8 protein-coding genes and 1 pseudogene are annotated in these 21,234 nt (G+C 62.3%); 4 read left to right on the top strand and 5 right to left on the bottom strand.

Going from position 1 to position 21,234, the window contains the following annotated elements; translation table 11 throughout:
- Nucleotides 1–148: 148 nt before the first annotated feature.
- From BLS48_RS23995 to BLS48_RS36830, 5 genes and pseudogenes are all read right to left on the bottom strand, one after another.
- Nucleotides 149–883 carry a hypothetical protein gene (locus BLS48_RS23995; protein ID WP_143019492.1) on the bottom strand — a complete coding sequence of 245 codons (735 nt, stop codon included), beginning with the start codon at nucleotides 881–883 and terminating at the stop codon, nucleotides 149–151.
- Between the two features lie 67 nt (nucleotides 884–950).
- On the bottom strand, nucleotides 951–1,646 hold the full coding sequence (locus BLS48_RS23990) for a hypothetical protein (protein ID WP_091583048.1): 696 nt from the start codon (nucleotides 1,644–1,646) through the stop codon (nucleotides 951–953).
- A gap of 72 nt (nucleotides 1,647–1,718) precedes the next feature.
- Nucleotides 1,719–2,429 carry a hypothetical protein gene (locus BLS48_RS23985; RefSeq protein ID WP_091583045.1) on the bottom strand — a complete coding sequence of 237 codons (711 nt, stop codon included), beginning with the start codon at nucleotides 2,427–2,429 and terminating at the stop codon, nucleotides 1,719–1,721.
- Between the two features lie 221 nt (nucleotides 2,430–2,650).
- Nucleotides 2,651–12,865 carry a hypothetical protein gene (locus BLS48_RS23980; protein WP_091583042.1) on the bottom strand — a complete coding sequence of 3,405 codons (10,215 nt, stop codon included), beginning with the start codon at nucleotides 12,863–12,865 and terminating at the stop codon, nucleotides 2,651–2,653.
- Between the two features lie 657 nt (nucleotides 12,866–13,522).
- Nucleotides 13,523–13,620 (bottom strand): annotated as a pseudogene (locus tag BLS48_RS36830) (IS481 family transposase); the annotation flags it as partial.
- Nucleotides 13,621–13,813: 193 nt separating this feature from the next.
- On the opposite strand from BLS48_RS36830, the gene BLS48_RS36610 reads away from it, so the two are divergent.
- From BLS48_RS36610 to BLS48_RS23960, 4 genes are all read left to right on the top strand, one after another.
- Nucleotides 13,814–13,945, top strand: coding sequence for a hypothetical protein (locus BLS48_RS36610; protein ID WP_280142541.1), 132 nt, complete (start codon nucleotides 13,814–13,816; stop codon nucleotides 13,943–13,945).
- A 676-nt stretch (nucleotides 13,946–14,621) separates the two neighbouring features.
- Nucleotides 14,622–15,959, top strand: coding sequence for a glucoamylase family protein (locus BLS48_RS23970; protein ID WP_091583205.1), 1,338 nt, complete (start codon nucleotides 14,622–14,624; stop codon nucleotides 15,957–15,959).
- Nucleotides 15,960–16,378: 419 nt separating this feature from the next.
- The gene (locus BLS48_RS23965; RefSeq protein ID WP_091583036.1) at nucleotides 16,379–17,638 is read left to right on the top strand and encodes a metallophosphoesterase family protein; all 1,260 of its coding nucleotides are present in this window, start codon (nucleotides 16,379–16,381) and stop codon (nucleotides 17,636–17,638) included.
- Nucleotides 17,635–21,105: an ATP-binding protein gene (locus BLS48_RS23960; RefSeq protein ID WP_091583033.1), complete on the top strand. Its 3,471-nt coding sequence runs from the start codon at nucleotides 17,635–17,637 to the stop codon at nucleotides 21,103–21,105. The genes BLS48_RS23965 and BLS48_RS23960 overlap by 4 nt, the downstream gene beginning before the upstream one ends.
- Nucleotides 21,106–21,234: the final 129 nt, after the last annotated feature.

Here is a 21,234-nt window from a genome sequence, read left to right as displayed (position 1 = left end):
CGGCACGAAAGTTCTTGCGAGCCCTTCCTTCCGGCAAGACTTGGCTTTTCGATCCAAGCACTGTTGGTTAACTGTAGACGGGAGCACATTCGGCCGACCTTCCGCCGTGTGCAAATATTGTGCGGATTCCGCAATCGACGATGCCCGGTCACATCGATCCCAATGTCACCGTGGGGGGTGCATCCCCAGCCTTTGGAACATCGGCCAGGACGGAGCCGCTGCCGAAATAGTAGACGAAGAGCAGAGAGCTTCCCCAGTTGAATTCATAGGAATAGCTGTTGCCGCTGGTCGTCGCATAGTAGCCGGGCGGGGCCGGTTTGGCGGTGCCGGGGCCGGTATTGCCATACTGCGAATTCAACGCGATCGCATAGGCGTTGTTGCCGTTTGCGTCCTGTGGGCCGCCGATGATGGCGAACAGGCAAAGACCGCCCGAGTTCGCCTGGAAACCGAGCTGCATCCAGTTTGGGTCAGTGGTCGCTTTCAGCGCGGTGTAGAGCGCGACCGGGACGACATCCCCGTTGGTCGGCAAGGTCTGCGGTGGCGAACCCAAACATGGTCCAAAAGCCGCGATCCAGATCGGCGTGTTGGTATTGGCACTGATGTTGGCGAGGTTCAGATTGTCCGCCTGCCAATTGTTGATCAGTATGGTCGGCTGCAAGGCCAAGGCCGGGGCAACCAGGAACTGCGGCTGGCTGCCGCCACTCGTCAAGGACAGCTTGCCGGCGTTGTTCATCTCCGAGATGTTCTGAAAGGCCAGGATCATCGAGCCATTGGATGTCTGCGCCATCACCGCACGCTGCTGCACGGCAAGCGTCGTCGGTGAGCCATTCCAGTCGATCGTCGCCGGAGGTTGGCCCAGGCTGATGAGATCAGAAGGCGGCATGACTTCCATTTCAAGAGAGCAGCCACGATGGCGTCAAGCGTGGCGGAAAAGTCCTTCTAGGGCAATTCTACAGTGATTGCAGCAAGGCCGTTACCGGCGATGCGGTCTTTGGCGAGAGATTGACGGCATAGACCGTCGCTGCCCCCCAATTGAAGGGCAGCGCGTATTTATTGCCGCCAGCCGTGGCATAAAAGCCGGCCGGCGGAGGCGGCAAAGGCGGTGGCCCGGTGTCGCCCCCCGACGCATTGAGCGCTATCACATAGGCATTGTTGCCGGACTGGTCCTGCGGGCCTCCGACGACCGCGACCACCTCCAGATTGCTGGTGCTCGAGGAGAATTCCAGCTGCATCCAATTGGGCGTCGTTGTTCCCTGCACCGCCTGCCGCATCGCCAGCTGGACTGGCGTCCCGATCGTCAGCGTACCCGGCTGCATGCCGGGGATACCGGGGCCGTACGCCTGGACCAGGATCGGGGTCGCGGCATTGGTGCTGACATTGGTGATGTTCAGGTTGTTGGCCCGCCAGTTCGCAGTCAGGATGCTGATCATCCGTGCCAGTGCCGGAACCGGGACGAATGTCGGATCGCTGCCGCCGGAGGTCAAGGCCAGCCTGCCGGCGTTGTTTTGCTGCGACTGGTTGAAGTAACCGACGATGAGAGAGCCGTTTGGCGTCTGCGGCATAGTCACGTTGCCGCGCACCGCCAGAGTCTGGGGCTGGCCGTTCCAGGCCGCGTTCACCGTGCCCGCCGGGACGAGGTCGCTCATGTCGGGTTGTCCTCCTTTTCGTTGGCGTCGATGTGGGAGCCGGCCTGATACCGCCGGCTCCCACGCTTCAGGTCACAGAGACAAGAGTTCCGCCGTCAGGGACGATGCCGTCGAAGGCGACATGTTCGCGACGTAGACAACCGAGGAGCCCCAGTTGAATTCGAACGAATAGTTGTTGCCGCCCGTCGTCGCGTAATAGCCCTGCGGCGCCGGCGTGCCCGTACCTGGGCCGGTGTTGCCGGCTGGCGAGTTCAGCGCGATGGCGTAGGCGTTGTTGCCTGTCGCGTCCTGCGGGCCGCCGACGAGGGCAACGATGATCAATTGGCCGGTGTTCGTGCCCAGCGTCAGCTGCATCCAGTTGGGCGTCGATGTTCCCTGCGCGATGCCGCCCGGCTTCAGCGTCAGCGCCGTGTTGATGGCAAGCGCCACCGGCTTCTGGCCCGGCAGTCCGGGACCGAAGGCCTCGATCCAGATCGGCGTCGCGGCCGCAACGCTGACATTGGTGACGTTGAGATTGTTGGCCTGCCAATTATTGACGAGAATGCTGGGCTGCGAGAGTAGTGCCGGAGCAACCAGGAACGTTGGCTGCGAACCGCCCGAGGTCAGCGCCAGCTTGCCTGCATTGTTGAGCGAAGCGGTATTCTGATAGGCGAGGACCATCGATCCATTGGTCGTCTGCGGCATCGTCGCGCTTTCGCGGTAGGCCAGCGTGGTCGGCGAGCCATCCCAGCTCGCATTGGATTGGTTAGCGCCGATAATGTTGTATTTTGGGGCCGTTGCCATGGATTTCCCTCGCGGTTTGCGGTTTCGGACTGTCATTCCTGAATATATTCTGCAGAGCGGCGGACCTGCTGGTCGAAGCGTGCCGTCGCTCTTTCGGCTAGTTTCATAGTCGGATCGCCCAGAACCGGTTGCCGGTCTGGCCCGAACTCTGGTTTCGAAAAATTCCCTCCTTTCCAGTCATGTGTCGCGTGACACCGCCGCAACTGCCCGCCTTGAGGCGGTCAGCTCGCATCGATGTCCGTCAGGTTCAGTTGCAGGTTGCTGAAGCGCAGAACCGGCGTGTTGACGCCGCTGAGCGCTGCGTAAAGCGTGATGTCGAAGACCAGTCTCGCACCCGCCGGCTCGGCATTGTCTCCGAAGACGATGCTGTTGTCGGAGGCCCAGTTGGCGATCGCCTCGGCAAACAGCGTCGCGAAATCTCCAAGCTGCGCCGTCTCTTGCCCGTCGATCTCGAAGGATCTGGCCAGTACGATCGGAACCAGCGGACTTATCGAGGCACCGTCGAAGGCGCCGCCGGCAACGGCGGGGAAGGGGAACTGATAGGAGCAGGCGACCTTGACCCGCCTTGTCGTTCCGCTGCTAACGTTGGCCGCCGCATGTGCCCCAAGCAGTGACTTTTGCTGCGCGGGGTCGGCCAGCAGGGCGGCCATGACGGTGTAGATGCGCTGGCACAGGCTCGACGGCGATGCCGGGCATGCCGTGCCCGATCCCTGGCCTGGCAGTGTCGTCACATCGATCGGCGTCGCATTGTCGATGAACGGCGTCACCGGCTGGCTCGGCCGAACCTGCGGGGTCTTGTAGACGAACTCCGGCACAACTTGCCACGCCGTGTTGTTGGCGGCTTCAAGCATGATCAGGTTGCGCTCGATCTGCACCGATGCCAGCGCATTTTCGGCCGCCAGCACGTTGAGCGCGTCGACCTCGATCGTGTGCGCGACGCCGAAATTGCCGGGCGGGGCATTGTCGACCTCGAACTGCAGACCGTCCGCCGGCGGCGGCTGGACCGGATGCTGGTTCGGGTACGGCGTCAGGTTGGACGGATCGAGAGCGGTGACGGTGAGCGCGACATTGGCGAAGCTCGATTCACCTTGCGTCGCCGGCCATTGCAGGTCGATCAGGCGTGTCGTTCCGTCCGCCTGCAGCGTGTCGGTGACGACATAATTGTCGGTGACATTGACCAGCCCTTGCGCGAAGGCGAGGTTGACGCCCGGGCTCCAATCCTTGTTTGCCGTCACCTCGCCAATGGCGGTGGCGAAGGCGGCCACCGCGTCGGCCCAGGCCGGATCGGCCGGATTGCGCAGCACCGGGCCGATGGCACCATAGACGGCCGAGGTGCGCGCCAGCGCAGTGAACAGATTTAACGGGCCGCTGGGGCCGGCAGAGCCGAGGAGGTTGGGTGGCGTATTCGACGCAGCACTGAGATCGGTGTTGTAGGTGACGGCGGTGTTGATCTGGTCCTGCGCGACCAGGAAAGCCTGGTAGGTATAGAGGCAGCTCCAGTCGGCGCCGTCGGCGATCGGATTGCCGGAGCCTGAAGTCGGCGTGAAGCCGGACCAGGTCTGGCTGATCAATGTCGGCGGTGTCGGATACTGACGGTACACCACCGGGATCTTGGTCAACACGCCGGCCGGTCCGACATGCGGCACGCCCTGCGGATAGGGATCGACAAGCTGCAGCCAGATCGAGGGCCGTGCCTCGTCGGGTGCGCCCGCCGGCGCCAGGAAGAACTGCAGATTGGTGATGGCAAAGCGCAGGTCGAACGGCACCACTGCCGCAGCGCCGGCATCCGGGTCACCATAGAGGAAGGTAAGCGGGCTTGCGCCCGTGCTCACGATGCCGACATGGGCGGTCGACAACCCGGCATTCTGCTGCGTGGCCGAGAAAGTGCCGGCACCCGAGCCGCTGGCGGCGGTCGTTATCGTGAAGGTCGTATCGCCGGTGACGGTGACGGCATAGACGCCATTGTCCGGCAACTGCCCGGAACTCGCCTGGAATATCATCAACACGCGGCTGCCATCGGTCAGCCCGTGCGGGTTGTTGGTCGTCGCCGACAGGCTGACGCCGCTCCAGTTGTAGTCTCCTGCGAGCAACGCTTCGATCTGGCCGAACAGTTCGATGTTGCCATCGGCTGCAGCCGACACCGACTGGTTCCAGGTCACGTCGTATTGCACGATCGTGTCGACCGAATAGGCCGTCATCAGCGCTGCGCGCATCTGCTGTTCGAACACATCCTGCGCGACGCCAAGTGCGGCCGTCGTGCCGGTGAATGGCGATTGCGGACCGAACAGCCAGTCCACCTCATACTGAGAATATTTCTGCGCCAGCGTTTCACGGCCGAGCGCGATCGCGTCATAGGCGTCCGAAACAAGTTCGAAGGCCATGGCTGCCGATGCAGGCGATAACACCTCGTCGACCGCCTGGAAGAAGCTGCGGTTGAGCTGGTCGAGATCAGTATCGATGAACAGCTGCTGCGCCGGCAGCGCCGGCAACTTGGAGGACAGCGTCGGCAGGGCAACGCTGGCGCTGTTCAGCACATTGTCGAGCGGCTTTGGCGAGAGGAACCGCGGACCGCCTCCGGCAGCACCGATCGAGATGTCGAGCAGCGAGGCGGCCGCAGCCCACAGCGATTGCGAACCGGCTCGTGCGCCGCCCGAACCGTCATGGGCGAGCTTCAAGGACTTCAGCCGCTTGCGCGCCAAACCGGTGCTCGACAGGGCCGTGCTCGACAGTTGCTGCTGCGACGATGCCTCGGCGCCGTTCATGCCGATGGCGAGTTTCTGCGCCGGGAAGGCGCCGGTGAAGTCGGCGGCGAATTGCGATATGGCGCTGGCGCCGCCTGTCGCAGGCACGAACCCGGTCGCGACATTCTGTGCCGACGGCACCAAGACCGTACCGAACTGGTCCTTCAGATAGGGCGAGATCAGATTGACATCGCGGGTAATGCCGAACAGCACGACGATCTCGAACAGCGGCGGCAAGGCGCCGGGTCCTCTCACATGCATCGAGATTGTCACGGCGCCGGGGAAGTTCGTGCTGAGCCCCGCCAGCCAGTTGACAAGGTCGGCGACCATGCCGGTGACCTTGTTCGTGTCGGTTGCCGAGACCTGGAAACTGACAAAGCTACTGCCGTCGGCCTGCAGGGCAAGACTGGTCTCGACATAGAACGAGACGCCAGGGCCGGTAATCTGGTCCTCTATGGTGCGGTAGTTGGCGAGAGCCGCCGCCTTCTGGTCGGCGGACATACCGCTGAAGGCCGCCTGGCTGGGCGTCAGCACGATCTCGACCGTATTCGCCGTCGAACCGTCGAAGCCATAGGTCGGCAGGATGCCCGGCCATTGGTCGACGGGCACGATCGGATCGAAATAGAGATTGGTGTCGCTGTAGCTTGCCGGCGTCGGCAGCTGGTTGCCGAACGCATCGTTGACGAAGAACGACAGGGTGAATTTGTCGTTGACCGAAGCGTAGCGGTTGGGCGTGGCCGAACCGGCATTTTCGGTGGCGACATTGTAGAGCGGCGCGAACACACGGTAGGTGCCGGTGGTGCTGGATTGGTCGTGTTTTTGCGGCTGGATCGGCGCCGACAGATTGCTCAAGCTGAAGCCCGTCGTCGCCTGGATCTGATAGGTGACGAGACTGTAGAGCGCGTTGACCGACGCCTTCGCGTCGCCCGCCGCGACCAGGGCTTGGTGGAGTTCCGTATCGTCGGCGACGCCGGAGGCGCGCAGCGCCGCGATGACATCACCGCGCGAATGAGTCGTCGCCTTGGCGAGCAGCCCGGCCTTGGCGAGGGCTGCAGGTGCCTGCAACTGCATGACGCTCTCGGCGCGCGTCAACTCGACGCCGAACGTGCCGGCGGCAACCTTGACATAGCGAGTCTCCAGCGACGGATCGGCTGTCTCGGCATAGTAGACGAGGCCATTCTCGGTGCCAGTCAGCACGACCGCATTGAAGTAGGACTGAATGGCGAGCGGCGATCCGTTCTGGTTGGCTCCGCTGCCAGGCTTGTAGGTCACCAGCATCGTCACCTGCGCGACGCCCTTGACGAACAGCGCCGTCGGCAGCGAATTGCCGGTCTTGTCGACAAAGCGCAGATAGTAGCCCGACGCATTGGTGACCGTCGCCTGCTGGATGATCTGCAGGAAGCCGTAACCGCCGTCCGAGCTGATGTCGGTGCTGGCGCCGACGGAGACACCCGCCGGCAGGCCGAGCGCAAAGCCCATCAGCCCTTGCGGCGGTTGCGAGACCGTCGTGGTGTTGGTGCGCAGCGCAAAGACCGCATCGGGGTCGACCGCGGCGGACACGAGGCCGGGCGCGCCCGCCGCCGTCTGGTACAGGATCTGGATCGCAGCGACCGGACGGTCGCCGCCTCTGAGATCGTCGAGGATCCTGCCGAGCAGCGCTTCGTCCGCCTGGCTGGCGCCGGACAGCGCGTAGACGTCGGGCAGCATGCTGCCTTGCGCAGCACCCGGAATCTGCTTGACCGTGAGCGTGATGCTGGTGGCGAAAGTGATGTCGCCGGCAGGTAGCGGAGTGCCATCCGGCAGATAGGCGCCTTGCGCCTGGCGCGATTTCACCAGCACGGGAATAGCTGATGTTCCTTCGTTTGCCTGCAACTTCCCCAGGCTGGGCGCGAACGGCCGCAGGCTGAGCGGCGCCGCGCTTGGCGGCGTCCAGGCGATGGCGTTCTCCAGCGCGAAGGATTGCGGCCCGGTCGAGCTGAGCGCGATTGGTGTCGGACTGCTTGGCGCTGTTATCGACGCTTCGGTGAGGACGAGATAGGGGCCGAGGACGTCTTTGGTAAGCCAGAACGAGGCGTTGACGCTCAGCCAATCTTGTGTCGCGTCGGGATTGCTCAGCGTAATGGAGTATTTGTCGTTCGCGGCGAAGCCGCCGGCGGGGAACTCCTGCCACAAAAGCGCAAACAGCGGGTTGGTTGTGTTCAGCGCGGTTCCGCCAGGCACGGTGAGGCCGGCGGTGTAAGGCAGGCGCACGCCGCCGCGGAACGCACTCGACATTTGCCCGGCGAGACCCTGAAAGCGGGTCTGCGCGCCGGGTGTGGGTGCTGCAACCGCCGCCGTGAACAGCTTGTCGAGTGGCGACGAGGTCAGCCCGGCATTCTGCATCGTGACCAGCAGCTCGTGCGCCGCGCCACGGATCAACCCCTTAAAGTAATCGAGGAAGATCTCCTGCGACAGAGGCGTTGTGCCGCCGATCGGGTTGGCGGAGCTTGGGTTCGAGGTCTGGTTGACGAACAACTGATTGAAATAGGTGTCGACCGTCTGCAGGTAGGTCTGCGAGACCGGGTTCTTCGCCTCGAACTGATAGGCAAATTCCTGCGCATTGCCATTGCCGTCCGTGCGCCCTGTGGTGGCCAGGTTGAGGAAGGGCGGCATCGGAAAGACGCTCGCGCTAACCTTGGCAGGGCCGGCCGGCACGGCAAGCGTGGCGCTGAAATTGGCGAGCTGGCTGAGCACCGTCGGGTAGTCGATCCAGCCGGTCAACGCTTCCGGATCGCTGTCTATGTCCTTCAATCCGAGCGCGCCGCTGGTCGGATCGGATTCGAGCTGAACGACGGAATTGTAGGCCGGCAGGTTCAGCGCGTGCATCAGCGCGAAAGTGGCGAGCTGCGTCGTCACCGCCTCGAACGGCTTGAAGTCGGCATAGGTCGGGTTCTGCGACGGGTTGTCGTCATACTGCACGCCGAGCGAGGTCACGACCCATGGCGCGCCATTGCTGGTCGCGTCGGGAAACACCACCGTCAGCTCCGGCAGGAACAGGATCGGCAGGCCCTTCGGCAGGTTCGGCAACAGGCCAACACTTGGCGCGGCGCTTGCGAGCAATCGCTGTCTTAACCGCGCAAAGCCTTCGATCTGGGCCTGCTGCGAGGAACCGGCCAGCTGCCATTCGAAACGGAACGAGGCGTTGAAGCTGAAGCTGATGGAAATGGTGAAAAGGAAGAGGTTGATTTCCACCCTCACGCTGACGCTGACCGAGGCCTCGATGTAGAGCAGGATCGAACCGCCACCGCCGCCCGGCACGCTTGGCGGTTCCAGCGCCAGGATGATGCCGATCGAGGCTTCGAGCCGGACATTGACGCTGGCCTTGATGATGATGAAGTCGAGCGAGCCGTAGAGCTCGCCGATAATGCCGAACTGGCCCTGCAGCGACAGCGCGTCCGGCTTCTTGGCGAGGTCGCCGCCGCCGCTGGTGAGATAGCCGGCCGCGCCCTGTATGATGCCGAAGAACGTGACGCTGACGCCTGCCTTCAGCGGCCCGGCGGTGAAGTCTTTGCCGACGCCCAGCCGCGCCGCAAAGCCGAAGGCCAGGATACTCTGGTAGGTACCCTTGAACACGTCGGGGTCGGTGGCCGAGCTCAGGCTGGCTATGTAAAAGCCGCCGGAGCCGGTCACGGGAATCGGACCGGCCTGCGCCTGCACCTGGAAGCAGACGCTCCAATTGTCGCCGTCCGGGAAGCCGAGATCGACCTTCCAGTCGCCATTGGTGTAGACGTCGACGCTGAGCGTCGGCAGCGTCAGCGAAGCAGCACCCACCTGGAAGGTGCGCAAACTGTCCGGCAGGCTGAATACGGCGGCGAATTTGCCGATCGTGTCGGAAATCTTAGTGTAGACGATTTCGAATTCGGCGCCCTTGCCGGCGCCGCCCGTGAGCCTGAGCAACAGCGCGTAGAACGGCGTCACGTCATAGAAGACGAAGCCGACCTGCAGCACCTTGAGCAGCGTGAAGTCGGTGACGAAGATCCACTTGCCGTCAGGGTGGTAGATGTCTGAGAATTTCTTGTCCTTCAGCTTATCCCAGAAGTCGCCCTGCATGAATTTCAGGAAGGCATCGAAATTGGCCGGCGGCTTGGTCGGGTCGGGGCCGACCCGCTGGCCGACGCCGAGATAGACCAGTTCGAAGACGTCGCTGACCGCGCCGATCTTGGCCGGCACGGGCGCTGCCAGTTTTTCCTGCGTGTCGCCACCGCCACCGCCGTCCTTGCCCTGATTGTAGGCGCCGATCCAGCCGATCTGGTCGGCCCCCTCGGTCGGCGCGAACAGACCGATGCTGATCGTGCCGTCCGGCGGCAGCCGCTGGCCCAGCACCTCGATGAAGCAATTGTGCATACCGAGCACCAGCATCTTGGGCTCGCCATCGGTGGCGTATTCGAGATTGAATTGCTCGATCGAGATGGTCAGCACACCCTCGATCTTGATTTCCAGCTTGCCGTCGACCTGCGGCAGCTGGATGCCGAAGGCGAGGCCGCCGCCGTCCTCCGGGCTCAGCCAGCCGATCAGCACGCTGAACTTGAAGGCCGAGAGCGAGCCGACCAGCCCGCCCATCGAACCGAGATCGAGGTCGAAGATCAACGCATAGTTGAACTTGTCCTGCAGCGTGATGCCGTTTTCCGCCAAGCCCGGCAACGAACCCAGCGAATAGTAGTTCAGGCTCTCGATGGTCTCGTCGGCCTCGCCCGAATAGAGGAATGATTTGAGCTTGAACGGGATCAGGTCGAGCAGGCTGGCCGCACCGCTGCGCTTCTCGGTCGCGCCCAGATCCAGCCGCAGGTCGCCCGGCGAAAAGGTGAGCGACGGCGTGCTGGTCGATGGCTGTCCGCTGGCCGGGATCGTCAGGTCGAACCCGACGTCGATGCCGAGATTGGAGAAGGCCAGCTTCTCGAACGCAAACAGGTCGAGCACCTGGAATTCGTTGAATTCGATGTCGCCCCAGATGGCGAAATGCGCGCTGATATGGGTGGTGTCGGCATTTGGCGGCGTTGCCGCGGTTTCATCGTCGAACGAGAACTGCAGTTTCGTCAGTGTGATCTGCTTGAGATATTTGTTGTTGGCCTTGCCGCTGTCGCCGGTGAAATTGAAGACGAATTCGCCCTGGGCGACGAAGGAATAGACGCCCTGTCCCGAACTCGTGTCGTCGCCGCTGGTGCCATGTGCCTGGTAGGAGCCCATGATGGCGATGACATTGCCGTCACCGTCGGCATTTCTGGCCGTGCTCTGCCCGGCATCGAGATTGACGCCGGTCTTGAACAGATCGTTGATGGTGAGGTTGATCTCGCAGGCGAAGCTGCGCAGCTCGGAATTGGTGAACAGAGCGCGCAGATATTCGACCTCGAAACCATAGTCGATGTCGATACCGGCAGCCGCCGCCGTTTTGCTCGCCGTCTTCTCGTAATCGACCAGCGCGAAGGTCGCGCTTTGCGCCAGCTTGGGCGCGGTCTGTAACGGGTCGGCATCGGTGTTGTTGATGGCGATGCCGACGTGATGGACGCGAAAGCCGGCTATTCCCGGATCCGTCATGCCGCCGAGCACGGCGCGCACGGCGGTCGGCAGTTCATCGAGCTGCATGTTGCAGTTTACGGCGAGAACGCCGTTGAATGTCGTATCGGTGACCGTCTGGTAGAACGTCCAGTAAAGCGAGGTCGTATCGGGCTGGGTACCGCCATTGGGGAATACCGAGGCCTTCGCGTCGGCGATCAGCGTCTGAAGATAGGTCTGCGTCGCGGCTGCGGTGAATGTCTTGTTGAAGGTGTCGGGCTGCGACCACAGCCTGGTGTCGGCGACCAGCTGCTCGATCGTCTCGCCCGGATAGAACTTCATCATGAAGATCGGCGGTGTGCGGTCGGGTGCCGAGAGGCCGCCCGGCGATAGGTCGAACGTCCAGTCGCCGATCTCGAGCTTGTCATTGGTGAAATCGAACAGCGCCTGTCCGGTGCCAAGCGGATCGGCGTTTGCCGGATTCTCGCTGACCACCGTGAAGATCTGGTTCTGCTGCACGGCTTTGCAGATCGACGGACCCATGGCCTCGAATTCGAGGGTCCCGGCCGCACTCGTCGCCATCTGCAGCCCGGTCCATGCCAGCGGCTTGCCGGCAAGCTCGGCCAACATGCCTTGCGGCGTCATCGCCAACACGCTTGAATCGGCAGCGGCGGCCTTTGGCGCGCTGCGCTGCTTTGGTGCTGGAATGAAACCGGCGGCGCGCCTGGGGTTCAGCGCGCGCGATTCCATGTCGAGATAGGCGGTGGCTTTCAGGTTGGGATTGGTCGAGAAATCGAGCCCGGCATACGGAACGAGCGGTACGGCCGGCGCGCTTCCGGCATCAGTCCATGACGGAACGTGGAAATAATTGAGGAGATAGACGGTGAGGCCGGAGGCAGGTGCCGCGCCGGCGAGCATTGCGGCCGAGCTGTCGGGCTGCTTGTAGAGTGGCGCGCGTTCCGGCTGCGATACGTAAGTGCCTTGCTCGGAGACAAGCTTCGCCCATGAAGTTGTCACGGTGGCGTCGAGAAAAGCCGGATTGGTAGGCGAATCCTGCGCCGGCGCGATGAGGTAGGCCGGCTGGGCCGGCACGAATTCGAGCTTGTCCGGTGTCTGGCCAACCGTGACGGTCACGAACTCGGTGCCGGTGACGCCGCACAGCATCTGCACCGTTTCGTCTGCCGCGGCGGCTGCCTGGCTGGCGCCGGTGTCGAGCGCCAGACCGAACTGTCCCGCTGGTGTCAGATAGTAATAGCGCTGCTCGCTTGGCGATTGTTGCGGACGGCCGGCAAAGACGAGGCGGCTCGCCGTGGCGATATCGCCGGTGTTGACGGTATTGAGGGCGAACGGTTTGCCATTGGCGGTGACGAAGGTGGAGCCGAGCAGCGGGTCGGTGAACTGGAAGAAGCTGCGCGCCGCATCGAGAGGACCAAGCACGTCAAGCGTCACATTGAAGCCGAATGGCGTCGTCGAGCCGCCGGCGCCGCGAAAAACCGGATAGCTCAAGGCATTGACCAGCCCGCCATCGACCGGCGGGCTGAAATACATCATGCCGCCTTCGAACTGGACGAGATCGGCGGCTGCTAGTTCAAACGCTGTGCTGGCGGTGCCGGCGAACGGCCCGGAAAGCGCCAGGCTCGCGAATGACGCTTGCGACTGGAAAGTGACGGTAGCGCCGGCTGGCGGCGTCGCCGTCAAGAGCAGTGTGGCCGGCGGCTGGCTGTTGGCGATCTGCAGGCTGTTGGAAGCGTCGTCGAACAGCACGGTCGTCGACAGTCCGAACAGATCCGGCTGGACCTGGCACGTCACGCTCTGCCGGAATGTCAGCGAGAAGGATTCCGCCACTGTTGGTGACGACGTGCCTTGGCCGGTGACCGAGACCAGAACCGGCGTGATGCTCAGTGGCTCGTGGAACCAGCCGATCTGACTACCGGTATTGGCAGCGAAGGCCTTGCGGACGCCGGCCTCGAAAGCGGCCCAGTCGCGTGTTGCCGATGGGACGAAGAAGGCGATGTAGCCAAGCTGGCCTGGGTCGACCCAATTCTGGGCGGTAAGATCGAAGGTCGGGTCAGCGCGAGACTGATCCTGGAACAGGAAAGCGACGCGGGCATTGGCAGGGGTATCAGCCAGATATAAGCCACTCGTATCGCGTTTGAAAGCGATCATCCCCCACCTCCCTTGCGGCCACGGCGCAACCATCCATGCCCTGCAACCGTCGGGTGAGGACTTGGGTTAGGCGCTCGTTATACCTTAGCGCGAAGTACAAAGATAAGACGAAGAAATATGTTTGTAAAAGACTATATTTAGTATGTTTCAAAGTGATATAAATTTTACCTATTTGCCGCTCCAGCTAATCTACTTTTCTCTACATTAGTTCTAATGAATTTAAGACAAAAAGCGCAATGCGTAGATAATAAAATCAATGGTTTAGTGTGGTCGGCCGGATTATCTGACTCCGACCGTAGCCCTGCAATATTTCCTGAACGCGGCCGACCAGCCGTTTTCGCGCATGTAACGGCCGATCGTTTCGCTGGGCTTTGCCGTCAGCCCGGATCGGTTCTCCGCCATTGTCATGGCCTCACCTTCTCGAGCGGCGGCCGCGCGTCCCTCGGCGGCAATGGTCGACGCCAGATCCATGCCGCTCGGTGGCTCGCGGGTCACAACCACTGGTGCGCGGCAAGGCGTCAGAGAACACAGCGTACTATTTTGGTTCACGGATATTCCGGCGAACATCCGCATTGGAGCGGTCATAATCGTCGGCAGAAGCGTCCGAAAAGGGCTGTCGGCGGCTCCTTCGTGGGAACGAAAAAGAAGTGCGATTTTCTGCGCCGCATGGACCGTGGAAAAAGCGCCTTCTATCGCCGACAGCGCATCTCCTCTCGACGCAGCGGCGTGAGACGGGCATTCTTGTGGATGTTCATTCGGACCCTTCGATGGATGCTGAAGCCTGGTAACTCCAGTCTCCTCGGTCCGGTCCGAATGGACAACCTCCCGAAAGCTCACATCTAGTGTCCACATTGGCGAGATAGGGGCGCCGTCAGGCTGCCCCGTTTTGGACAGAAGGAACGCGTCACCAATAAAAGCGTTAGCCCTCCAGCCAACCGGAGGAATGTCATGGACGAAGATCTGCGCCTGAAATTAAAGGAACTTAGTTTCAGCATGCAAACCAGGGCGCCGGAGCTCGCATTGCCCGGCGGCAATACCGACATATCCGCGCTGATGTCGGGGCATTGCGGTGACACTTGAGGCGCTGCTGGTTATAGCCGAAGAGAACAAGACGCCGCGATCCGGACCTTCGGTCGAGCAGGCAACGTCACTTTCTGATTGAAGCTTGATTTGCGCCAGGTGCGCGGTGCGCAACTGCCCCATCAGTATCGTAAACGTCACGCCGCGTTAATCAGCCGGAGTGACGCGGGGATGGCCACCCTGCGAACGAGAGTTTGCGCCTCGTCTCTGCCGTAGAGGTCGCTTCACAAGTTCCTGAAAGCCGACATTACAACGGTTCCGCCGGGATCGCGGTTGCGCTACAGGAACCTCTCGAAGGCGTAGCCGCGCGCCTGCGCTGCATCGCCCATCCCATGCAGCACCATGAACTCTTTGGGTGGGCCCGCTGGCGATTCACATGCCCCCAGCCGCTCGATAGGTGCGCTCAGCCGCTTCCGTCTCTGAGGCACGTTATCTTCGTGTCCCGAAATATAAGTCACGCGATATTGTGGCCGCTTCATCTCATGATGCCTGCCATATCGTCGTAGCTGTTGTGCTCGTGGGCGATATTGTGGCAAGCTCTGAAATATATTTCCCGCCTCGGCTGCTATTCGTCATGGCTCTCTTCGCCGCGCCATTCGGTATCGGCGATACGGTTGATCTTCCCGGCGAAAGCCGAGGTATCGCCTCTCCGGATGGACCGCGTCGCACCCCGGATATGAATCTGGATGAGAAAAAGGCGAGCACAATTGCCATGAACGACGATCTGGAGATTCTGCAGCGGGAGACATTCGACTACTTCATCCACGAGGCTAACCCCGCCAACGGTCTCATTCGCGACAAGACCGAAGCCGACTGGCCCGCAAGCATCGCCGCCACCGGTCTTGCGCTGGGATGCTATCCAGTCGGGGTCAAGCGTGGCTTCATGAGCCGGAAGGCCGCCGTGGAGCGGACCCTAGCCACGCTACGCTTCTTCTGGAACAGCCCTCAGGGTCCAGAGCCGGACGCCACGGGATATCGCGGCTTCTACTATCATTTCCTCGACATGCACACCGGTCGGCGGGCCTGGCGCTGCGAACTGTCGACCATCGACAGCACCTTGCTGTTGGCAGGAGGGCTGGCGGCCGCGGCATTCTTCGACGGGAACACGAAGGGCGAAAGAGAGATCCGCACCTTGGCGGATGCGCTCTATCGTCGGGCCGACTGGTGCTGGGCGCAAAACAAAGGACAGACCGTTTCCCACGGCTGGACCCCCGAGACCGGCTTCCTAAAGTATCGCTGGGAAGGTTACGACGAAGCCCTTCTGCTGTATGTCCTGGGCCTCGGCTCGCCGACCCATCCTCTGCCTTCGAGCAGTTACACGGCCTGGACCGCCACCTTCCGATGGCTGAATTTCTACGGCTACGATTATGTCTATGCGGGACCGCTGTTCATCCATCAATTTTCGCATGTGTGGATCGATCTTCGGGGTCTGGCGGATGCCTACATGCGCGACAAGGGAAGCGACTACTTCGAGAACAGCCGACGCGCCACCCTTGTCCAGCACCGCTACGCCCTTGAAAATCCACGCGGCTTCGATGGCTATGGAGAACATTGCTGGGGCATTACCGCGAGTGACGGCCCCGGCCCCTCAACGCTCAAATTGAAAGGCATCGAACGCCGGTTCCTCGACTATGCCGCGCGGGGCGTGCCATTTGGTCCCGACGACGGGACGCTTGCACCATGGGCCGCCGTCACCTCGTTGCCGTTTGCTCCGGAAATCGTGCTGCCGACAATCGCCTTCTGGATCCACCAGGCCAAGCTCAAGTCCACCAGAACGTACGGTTTCGCGTCGTCCTTTAATCCGACGCACCCGCAGGGCAAAGCCAAAGGGGCGTTCGGCTGGTGGGTCTCACCTTGGCATTTCGGCCTGGACGAAGGCCCCGTCGTATTGATGATTGAGAACGTACGCAGCGGACTATTATGGCGGTTGATGTGCTCGTCTCCGTACATCCGCGTTGGCCTGCAACGGGCGGGTTTCGAGGGTGGTTGGCTGGAAAGACTTCCGCAGACCTGATGAGCCCAGACTGACCAAGGTCCGTTTTCTGAATGTCCGAGTTCCGAGGCTGCCCGTCCGCTATCGATGCGGTGGACGATTGTAGCCTCATCGGGTGACGAGACGGCTTCTAGGGGATTCAACTCAGCGCTGGAGAGATGGCAATGAGGCCATGGGGAACTCTATCAGGCTGGAACCAGATCGTAACGGCCTGCTGCGGACAGACAGCAAGGTGCCTATCTCGGTCGTCCTGGTCAGCTTTGCCATCGCTTGAAAGCGGATATTGCGGCGACCAAGCTGGTGGTTGCGCTCGCGCTATGACCCGCCCATCGTCCTTCGGACGGGCGGCAAGTTGCTAAGCCCATCCCACACCGCGTGCCTTGAAATTCTTCTATCGGGCCACGATCGAACACCCGTATGCTCCTGGCCGGAGAACGCTAATGGCATTTCGATTCGTACACACGGCCGATATTCATCTCGACTCGCCTCTGCGTTCGCTGGCGATGCGAAACCTCGACCTTGCCGAACTCATCGGAGATGCCAGCCGTCAGGCTTTTGTCTCGATCGTGGATCTCTGCCTTGCGGAACGTGTCGATGCGCTGGTCATTGCCGGCGACCTCTATGATGGCGATCAGACGTCGATGAAAACGGCGCGGTTTCTGGCGTCACAGATGACACGACTGCACCAGGCCGGCATCAAGGTTTTCAAGATCCGTGGCAACCATGACGCCATGTCGCGGATATCGAAACAGCTGGTGTTCCCGGACACGGTCACGATCTTCAGCGGCCGTCCCCAGTCAGTGCTGCAGACAGCCGGCGGGCTTGACGTCATGTTCCATGGCTTGAGCTTTGCCAGCCCCAAGGCGCCGGACAGTCTGCTGCCCAAGTACTCAGCCCCGCGTGAAGGCGCGGTCAATGTCGGCGTCATGCATACGAGCCTGGCCGGATCGCCCGGCCACGACGTTTACGCTCCCTGTAGCGTCGCTGATCTGCACAGCCATGGCTTCGACTACTGGGCGCTTGGGCACATCCATGTCCGCCAGGTCCATCCTGGGGCGAGCACCGTCGTGATGCCAGGCATTCCGCAGGGCAGGGATATCAACGAGGCCGGAGAGAAATCCGTCACCCTGGTGACGATACGCGACGACCGTTCCATTTTGATCGAGGAGAGGCTGACCAGTATCGCGCAATTCGAGCGGCTGAACCTCGACTTGACCGGCGCGGCGGGATGGCCTGAGCTCGTCGGGCGCGTCCGCTCCGCGCTCGAAGATGTGCGCGCCTCCGTCAGGTCCCGTCACGTTGTGGTCCGTCTCGGCCTGACCGGGACATCGCCCTTGTCCTGGGCGCTGATCCGCGACCGCGACCTGCTGCTCGCGGAAGCCGAGCAGGTCGCAGAACAGGTGGGGCAGACATGGGTGGAAAAGCTCGAGCTTAACGTCTCTCCATCCACAGCTGAAACAACCGAAGGCATCGCGGACCCGATTTTCGAACTCGCACAGTCCATGCGCGCCGACGCCAGCTCGGAAGCTTTCCGTGCCGAGGCGAGGGCGTTGGTCCAGAAGATGATCGCGGATCTTCCGCCTGATGGGCGCGACTTCGCCGGCAAGGACGAGGCTGGGCTGGAGGTGTTCCTCGACAGGGTGCTTGCCAGCGGCCCCGACCTGGTCACCGCCCGTCTCAAGGCCAGCGGTGCGCCATGAGGCTGCGGCGCCTTGACCTCATTCGCTATGGCAAGTTCACCGACAGGACGATCGACTTCGGGCCAAAACCCGCGTCAGGACCCGATCTGCACATCGTCTTCGGCTTGAACGAGGCTGGCAAGTCGACGGCACTTGCCGGCTATCTGGACCTGCTGTTCGGCATCGAGGAACGCAGCCGCTACAATTTCCTGCACGAGTACGGTGCGATGCGCATCGGCGGGGTGCTCGAACTCGGCGGCGCGGAGCACACGTTCACCCGCACCAAACAGCGTACCAATTCATTGTTGAACGCGACTGGCCAACCGGTCAGCGAGGTGGCGATATCGGCCCATCTCGCCGGCCTGTCTCGCGACGCATACGAGACCATGTTCTCGTTGGACGACGAGACGTTGGAGGCCGGTGGAAAATCAATCCTGGAGTCGCGCGGCGACCTCGGCAAGCTGCTGTTCACGGCCAGCGCCGGCTTAGGCCATGCAAGCGACACGCTGAGCGCGCTCGAGGCCGAGGCCGACGGGCTTTATCGCAAGCAGGCGCATGGAACCGAACTGGCACTCCTCAAGAAACGCCTTGCGGACCTGAAATCGCGCCGCGATCAGATCGACACCCTGGCATCGACCTATGAGGGGCTTGAGGCCGAACGCCTCGACGCCCAGGAAAAATACAACCACAGCATCGCTGAACGGTCGGTGCTGTCGGCCAGGCTCGATGCCATTGCGAAATATCTTCGCGCGATCCCGATCCTTGCCGATATCCGACGCAAGAAAGCCCAGCTAGCCGAGTTGCCTGAGATTGCTTCACCGTCACGGACCTGGACGGGCAGTGTCACTGAGATGATCGATGACGACGCCAGCCTGAGAACGCGGCTGGCTGCAAGCGTCGATGAACTCGACAGAGTGACGACCAAGATCGCCTCGGTCGACGTCGACGACGTGATCCTCGCGATCTCCGAACGCGTTCGCGGCCTGGCTGACCGCAAGGTGCGCCACGTCTCGGCGGGCCTCGACCTGCCAAGTCGCAGGACAGAGTTGCAGATCCTCGACAATGCCGTGAGGGGCTCCCTTGCCGCCCTGGGACGAGCCTCCGAGCCAGACCCTGCCAAGCTGCTTTTGCCTGCTGCAACCATCGGTGCTGTTCGCACGATGATCGAGCAGCGATCCGGAATCTCGACCGGTCTGCGCGTCGCGCGCGACGAGGCCGCGGCAGCCGTCGATACGCTCCAGGCCGCACGCGAGCGAGTTGGCGAGGAACGGGCGGTACCCGAGCCTGCCAGGGCAAGGCTCGCCTCGGCTTTGGCGACGGCAAGGGCCAGTGGGCACCTGAGCGAAATCAAGGCGGCACGCGAGGCCGCGGATGCCGGTGCAATTCGGTGGGCGGCCGCGATCGGGCGTCTGCATCCCTGGTCGGGAGATGCCGCGACATTGGCCAGGATCGCCATTCCGAATGCCGGACAGCTTGGCGCATGGAAGGCGCTTGCAGCCGAACTCGGGAAGGGCAGGGCCATTCTTTCCGAACGTCTTGCCGAATACCAGGGCAATCACGATTTGCTTTCAGCACAGCTGGACGCGCTTCGTGCCTCGGTCGCGGTCACCGACGATGAAGCGGCGGCCGCCATTCGCCGCGTCCGCGACGAGGCCTGGGCACGACATCGTGATGAGCTCACTGGCGAAACGGCGGATAATTTCGCAGGAGCGATGGCTCGCGACGACAGTGTTGGCGCAGGCCGCTTGGCCAACGCGCGCGAGCTCGTGGAGATCCGCGCGACAAGCCGCGGCCTCGCTGAAGCCGCGGCAGCAATCGCCCATTCGCGCGACCACCTTGCCCGCAACGGCTCGGAGCGGCAGGCCCTGCTCTATGACATGCGTGCAGCGGCAAGAGACCTGCTTGGAGAGTGCCTGGACACGTCCCCCGAACGTCTGATCGGACTGATCGAGGAGCGCATTGCTGCCCGGGTCGATGCGCTTGCGGCCTCCGAGGAGATCGGGCTTTCCCGCAAGAAGGCCGAGCGGGCGGTTGAGGAGGGAAAGCGAGTACGCCTGGAGCTGAGCGGGGCGCTGGCCAGCGTCGGCGTCGGTTTGGATCCCGACGACAATCTGGAGACGGTCATGGCCGTCGCGCAGCTGTTCCTCGACAGGCAGTTCAAGATCGATGCCGAGCGCACCGAGGCGCTCAAGACGGTCAGCACAAGGCAGGAGGATCTGTCTGCCAGGCGCCGAGCCGTCGAAGTCGCGGAGCGACGTGAGGACGAGTGGCTGGCCGAAATTGCCAAAGCGCTCAAGGGCACCTGGCTGGAGAGCGGCATATCGGCGCCTGGCATTGGCGGCGTCCTTGATCAATTGGCCGACCTCGCCAAGAGTCTTCAAGACAGGGACGCCATGCGGCTGCGCATCGAGAAGATGGAGGCGGACAGGGAGAATTTCCTGGTCGAGGTCAGCGCCGTTGCAGCCGAAGCGGGTGAGGCGGCGACCGAGGAAGAACCGGAACAGCTTGCGGTCCGGCTTGCCGAGCGCCTGGAGCGCGCCGAACGCATGCGCGAGGCCAAGGCAGGCCTCGTCAATGACCTGCAGCGCCTGCAGGATGCGCGTGAGATCCTCGATGCTGAGATTTCAGGACATGAGCGCCGCAAGAGCGACGTCCTGAGCGTCTTTGGCGTGGCCACGCTATCCGAAGTCGTGCAACGCGACGAACTGCTGCGCGACAGGGATCGTCTGCGCACGGCGGTCGCCGACTTTGAGGAGCAGGTCGCGTCCGAGCTCGCGGTGGAAGGGTTCGAGCAGGCGCGTTCGATTTTGGATGCTCTCGATCTGAATAGCCTTGCAATCGACAAGGCTGAAAGTGAGCAGCGGCTTCGCGCTTCCGACGATGCGATACAGCAACAGCTCATCAGGCAAACGCGAGCCGCCGACAAGCTGGATGCCATTGGCGGCGACAGCGCTGTTGCCCGCATCGATGCCGAACGGCGCACCGTCCTGCTGGACATCGAAGACAAGGCCGTCCGCTACATCGAGCTGAAACTGGGCGTCATGGCTGCCGGCAACGCTCTGCGCGTCTACCGCGAGCGTCATCGCTCCGGAATGATGGCGCGGGCATCCGACGCTTTCGCACTGATGACGCGCGGCCAGTACTTAGGCTTGACGACCCAACCGGTCAAAGGCGGTGAAGTGCTCATCGCATTGCAGCGCGACGGCCAGTCCAAGGTCGCCGACGCACTGTCAAAGGGGGCGCGTTTTCAGCTTTACCTGGCGCTCAGGCTTGCCGGATATTACGAGTTCGCACAGTTCAGGCCCTCCGTGCCATTCATCGCCGACGACATCATGGAGACCTTCGACCATGTCCGGTCAGAGGAGGTGTTCCGGTTGTTCGGCGAGATGGCGAGTGCCGGTCAGGTGATCTACCTCACGCATCATCAGCACCTATGTGAGATCGCCAAGGCGGTTGTGCCGGGCGTGACCATCCATGAGCTCGGTTGAGATTGGATTTTGCATGATGCCTCACTGACATACCGTGCTGGTCGATGTTTTCCCTTCATCGACATTCCAAGCTCAGGCTCTGGCGTCCGCTTTGCGCCTTATCTCGGTCGTTGAGATTAGACGGGTCAA

The sequence above is a fragment of the Mesorhizobium qingshengii genome, from assembly GCF_900103325.1.
In the GTDB taxonomy this organism is placed as follows: domain Bacteria; phylum Pseudomonadota; class Alphaproteobacteria; order Rhizobiales; family Rhizobiaceae; genus Mesorhizobium; species Mesorhizobium qingshengii.
The sequence above is the reverse complement of the archived record's forward strand: the minus strand, read 5'-3'. Positions and strand labels throughout refer to the sequence as shown.

Excerpts from the sequence above, each read along its gene's own strand:
- BLS48_RS23995 (WP_143019492.1), bottom strand. The coding sequence starts at position 883 with ATGCCGCCTTCTGATCTCATCAGCCTGGGCCAACCTCCGGCGACGATC.
- BLS48_RS23990 (WP_091583048.1), bottom strand. The coding sequence starts at position 1,646 with ATGAGCGACCTCGTCCCGGCGGGCACGGTGAACGCGGCCTGGAACGGC.
- BLS48_RS23985 (WP_091583045.1), bottom strand. The coding sequence starts at position 2,429 with ATGGCAACGGCCCCAAAATACAACATTATCGGCGCTAACCAATCCAAT.
- BLS48_RS23980 (WP_091583042.1), bottom strand. The coding sequence starts at position 12,865 with ATGATCGCTTTCAAACGCGATACGAGTGGCTTATATCTGGCTGATACC.
- BLS48_RS36610 (WP_280142541.1), top strand. The coding sequence starts at position 13,814 with ATGGACGAAGATCTGCGCCTGAAATTAAAGGAACTTAGTTTCAGCATG.
- BLS48_RS23970 (WP_091583205.1), top strand. The coding sequence starts at position 14,622 with ATGAATCTGGATGAGAAAAAGGCGAGCACAATTGCCATGAACGACGAT.
- BLS48_RS23965 (WP_091583036.1), top strand. The coding sequence starts at position 16,379 with ATGGCATTTCGATTCGTACACACGGCCGATATTCATCTCGACTCGCCT.
- BLS48_RS23960 (WP_091583033.1), top strand. The coding sequence starts at position 17,635 with ATGAGGCTGCGGCGCCTTGACCTCATTCGCTATGGCAAGTTCACCGAC.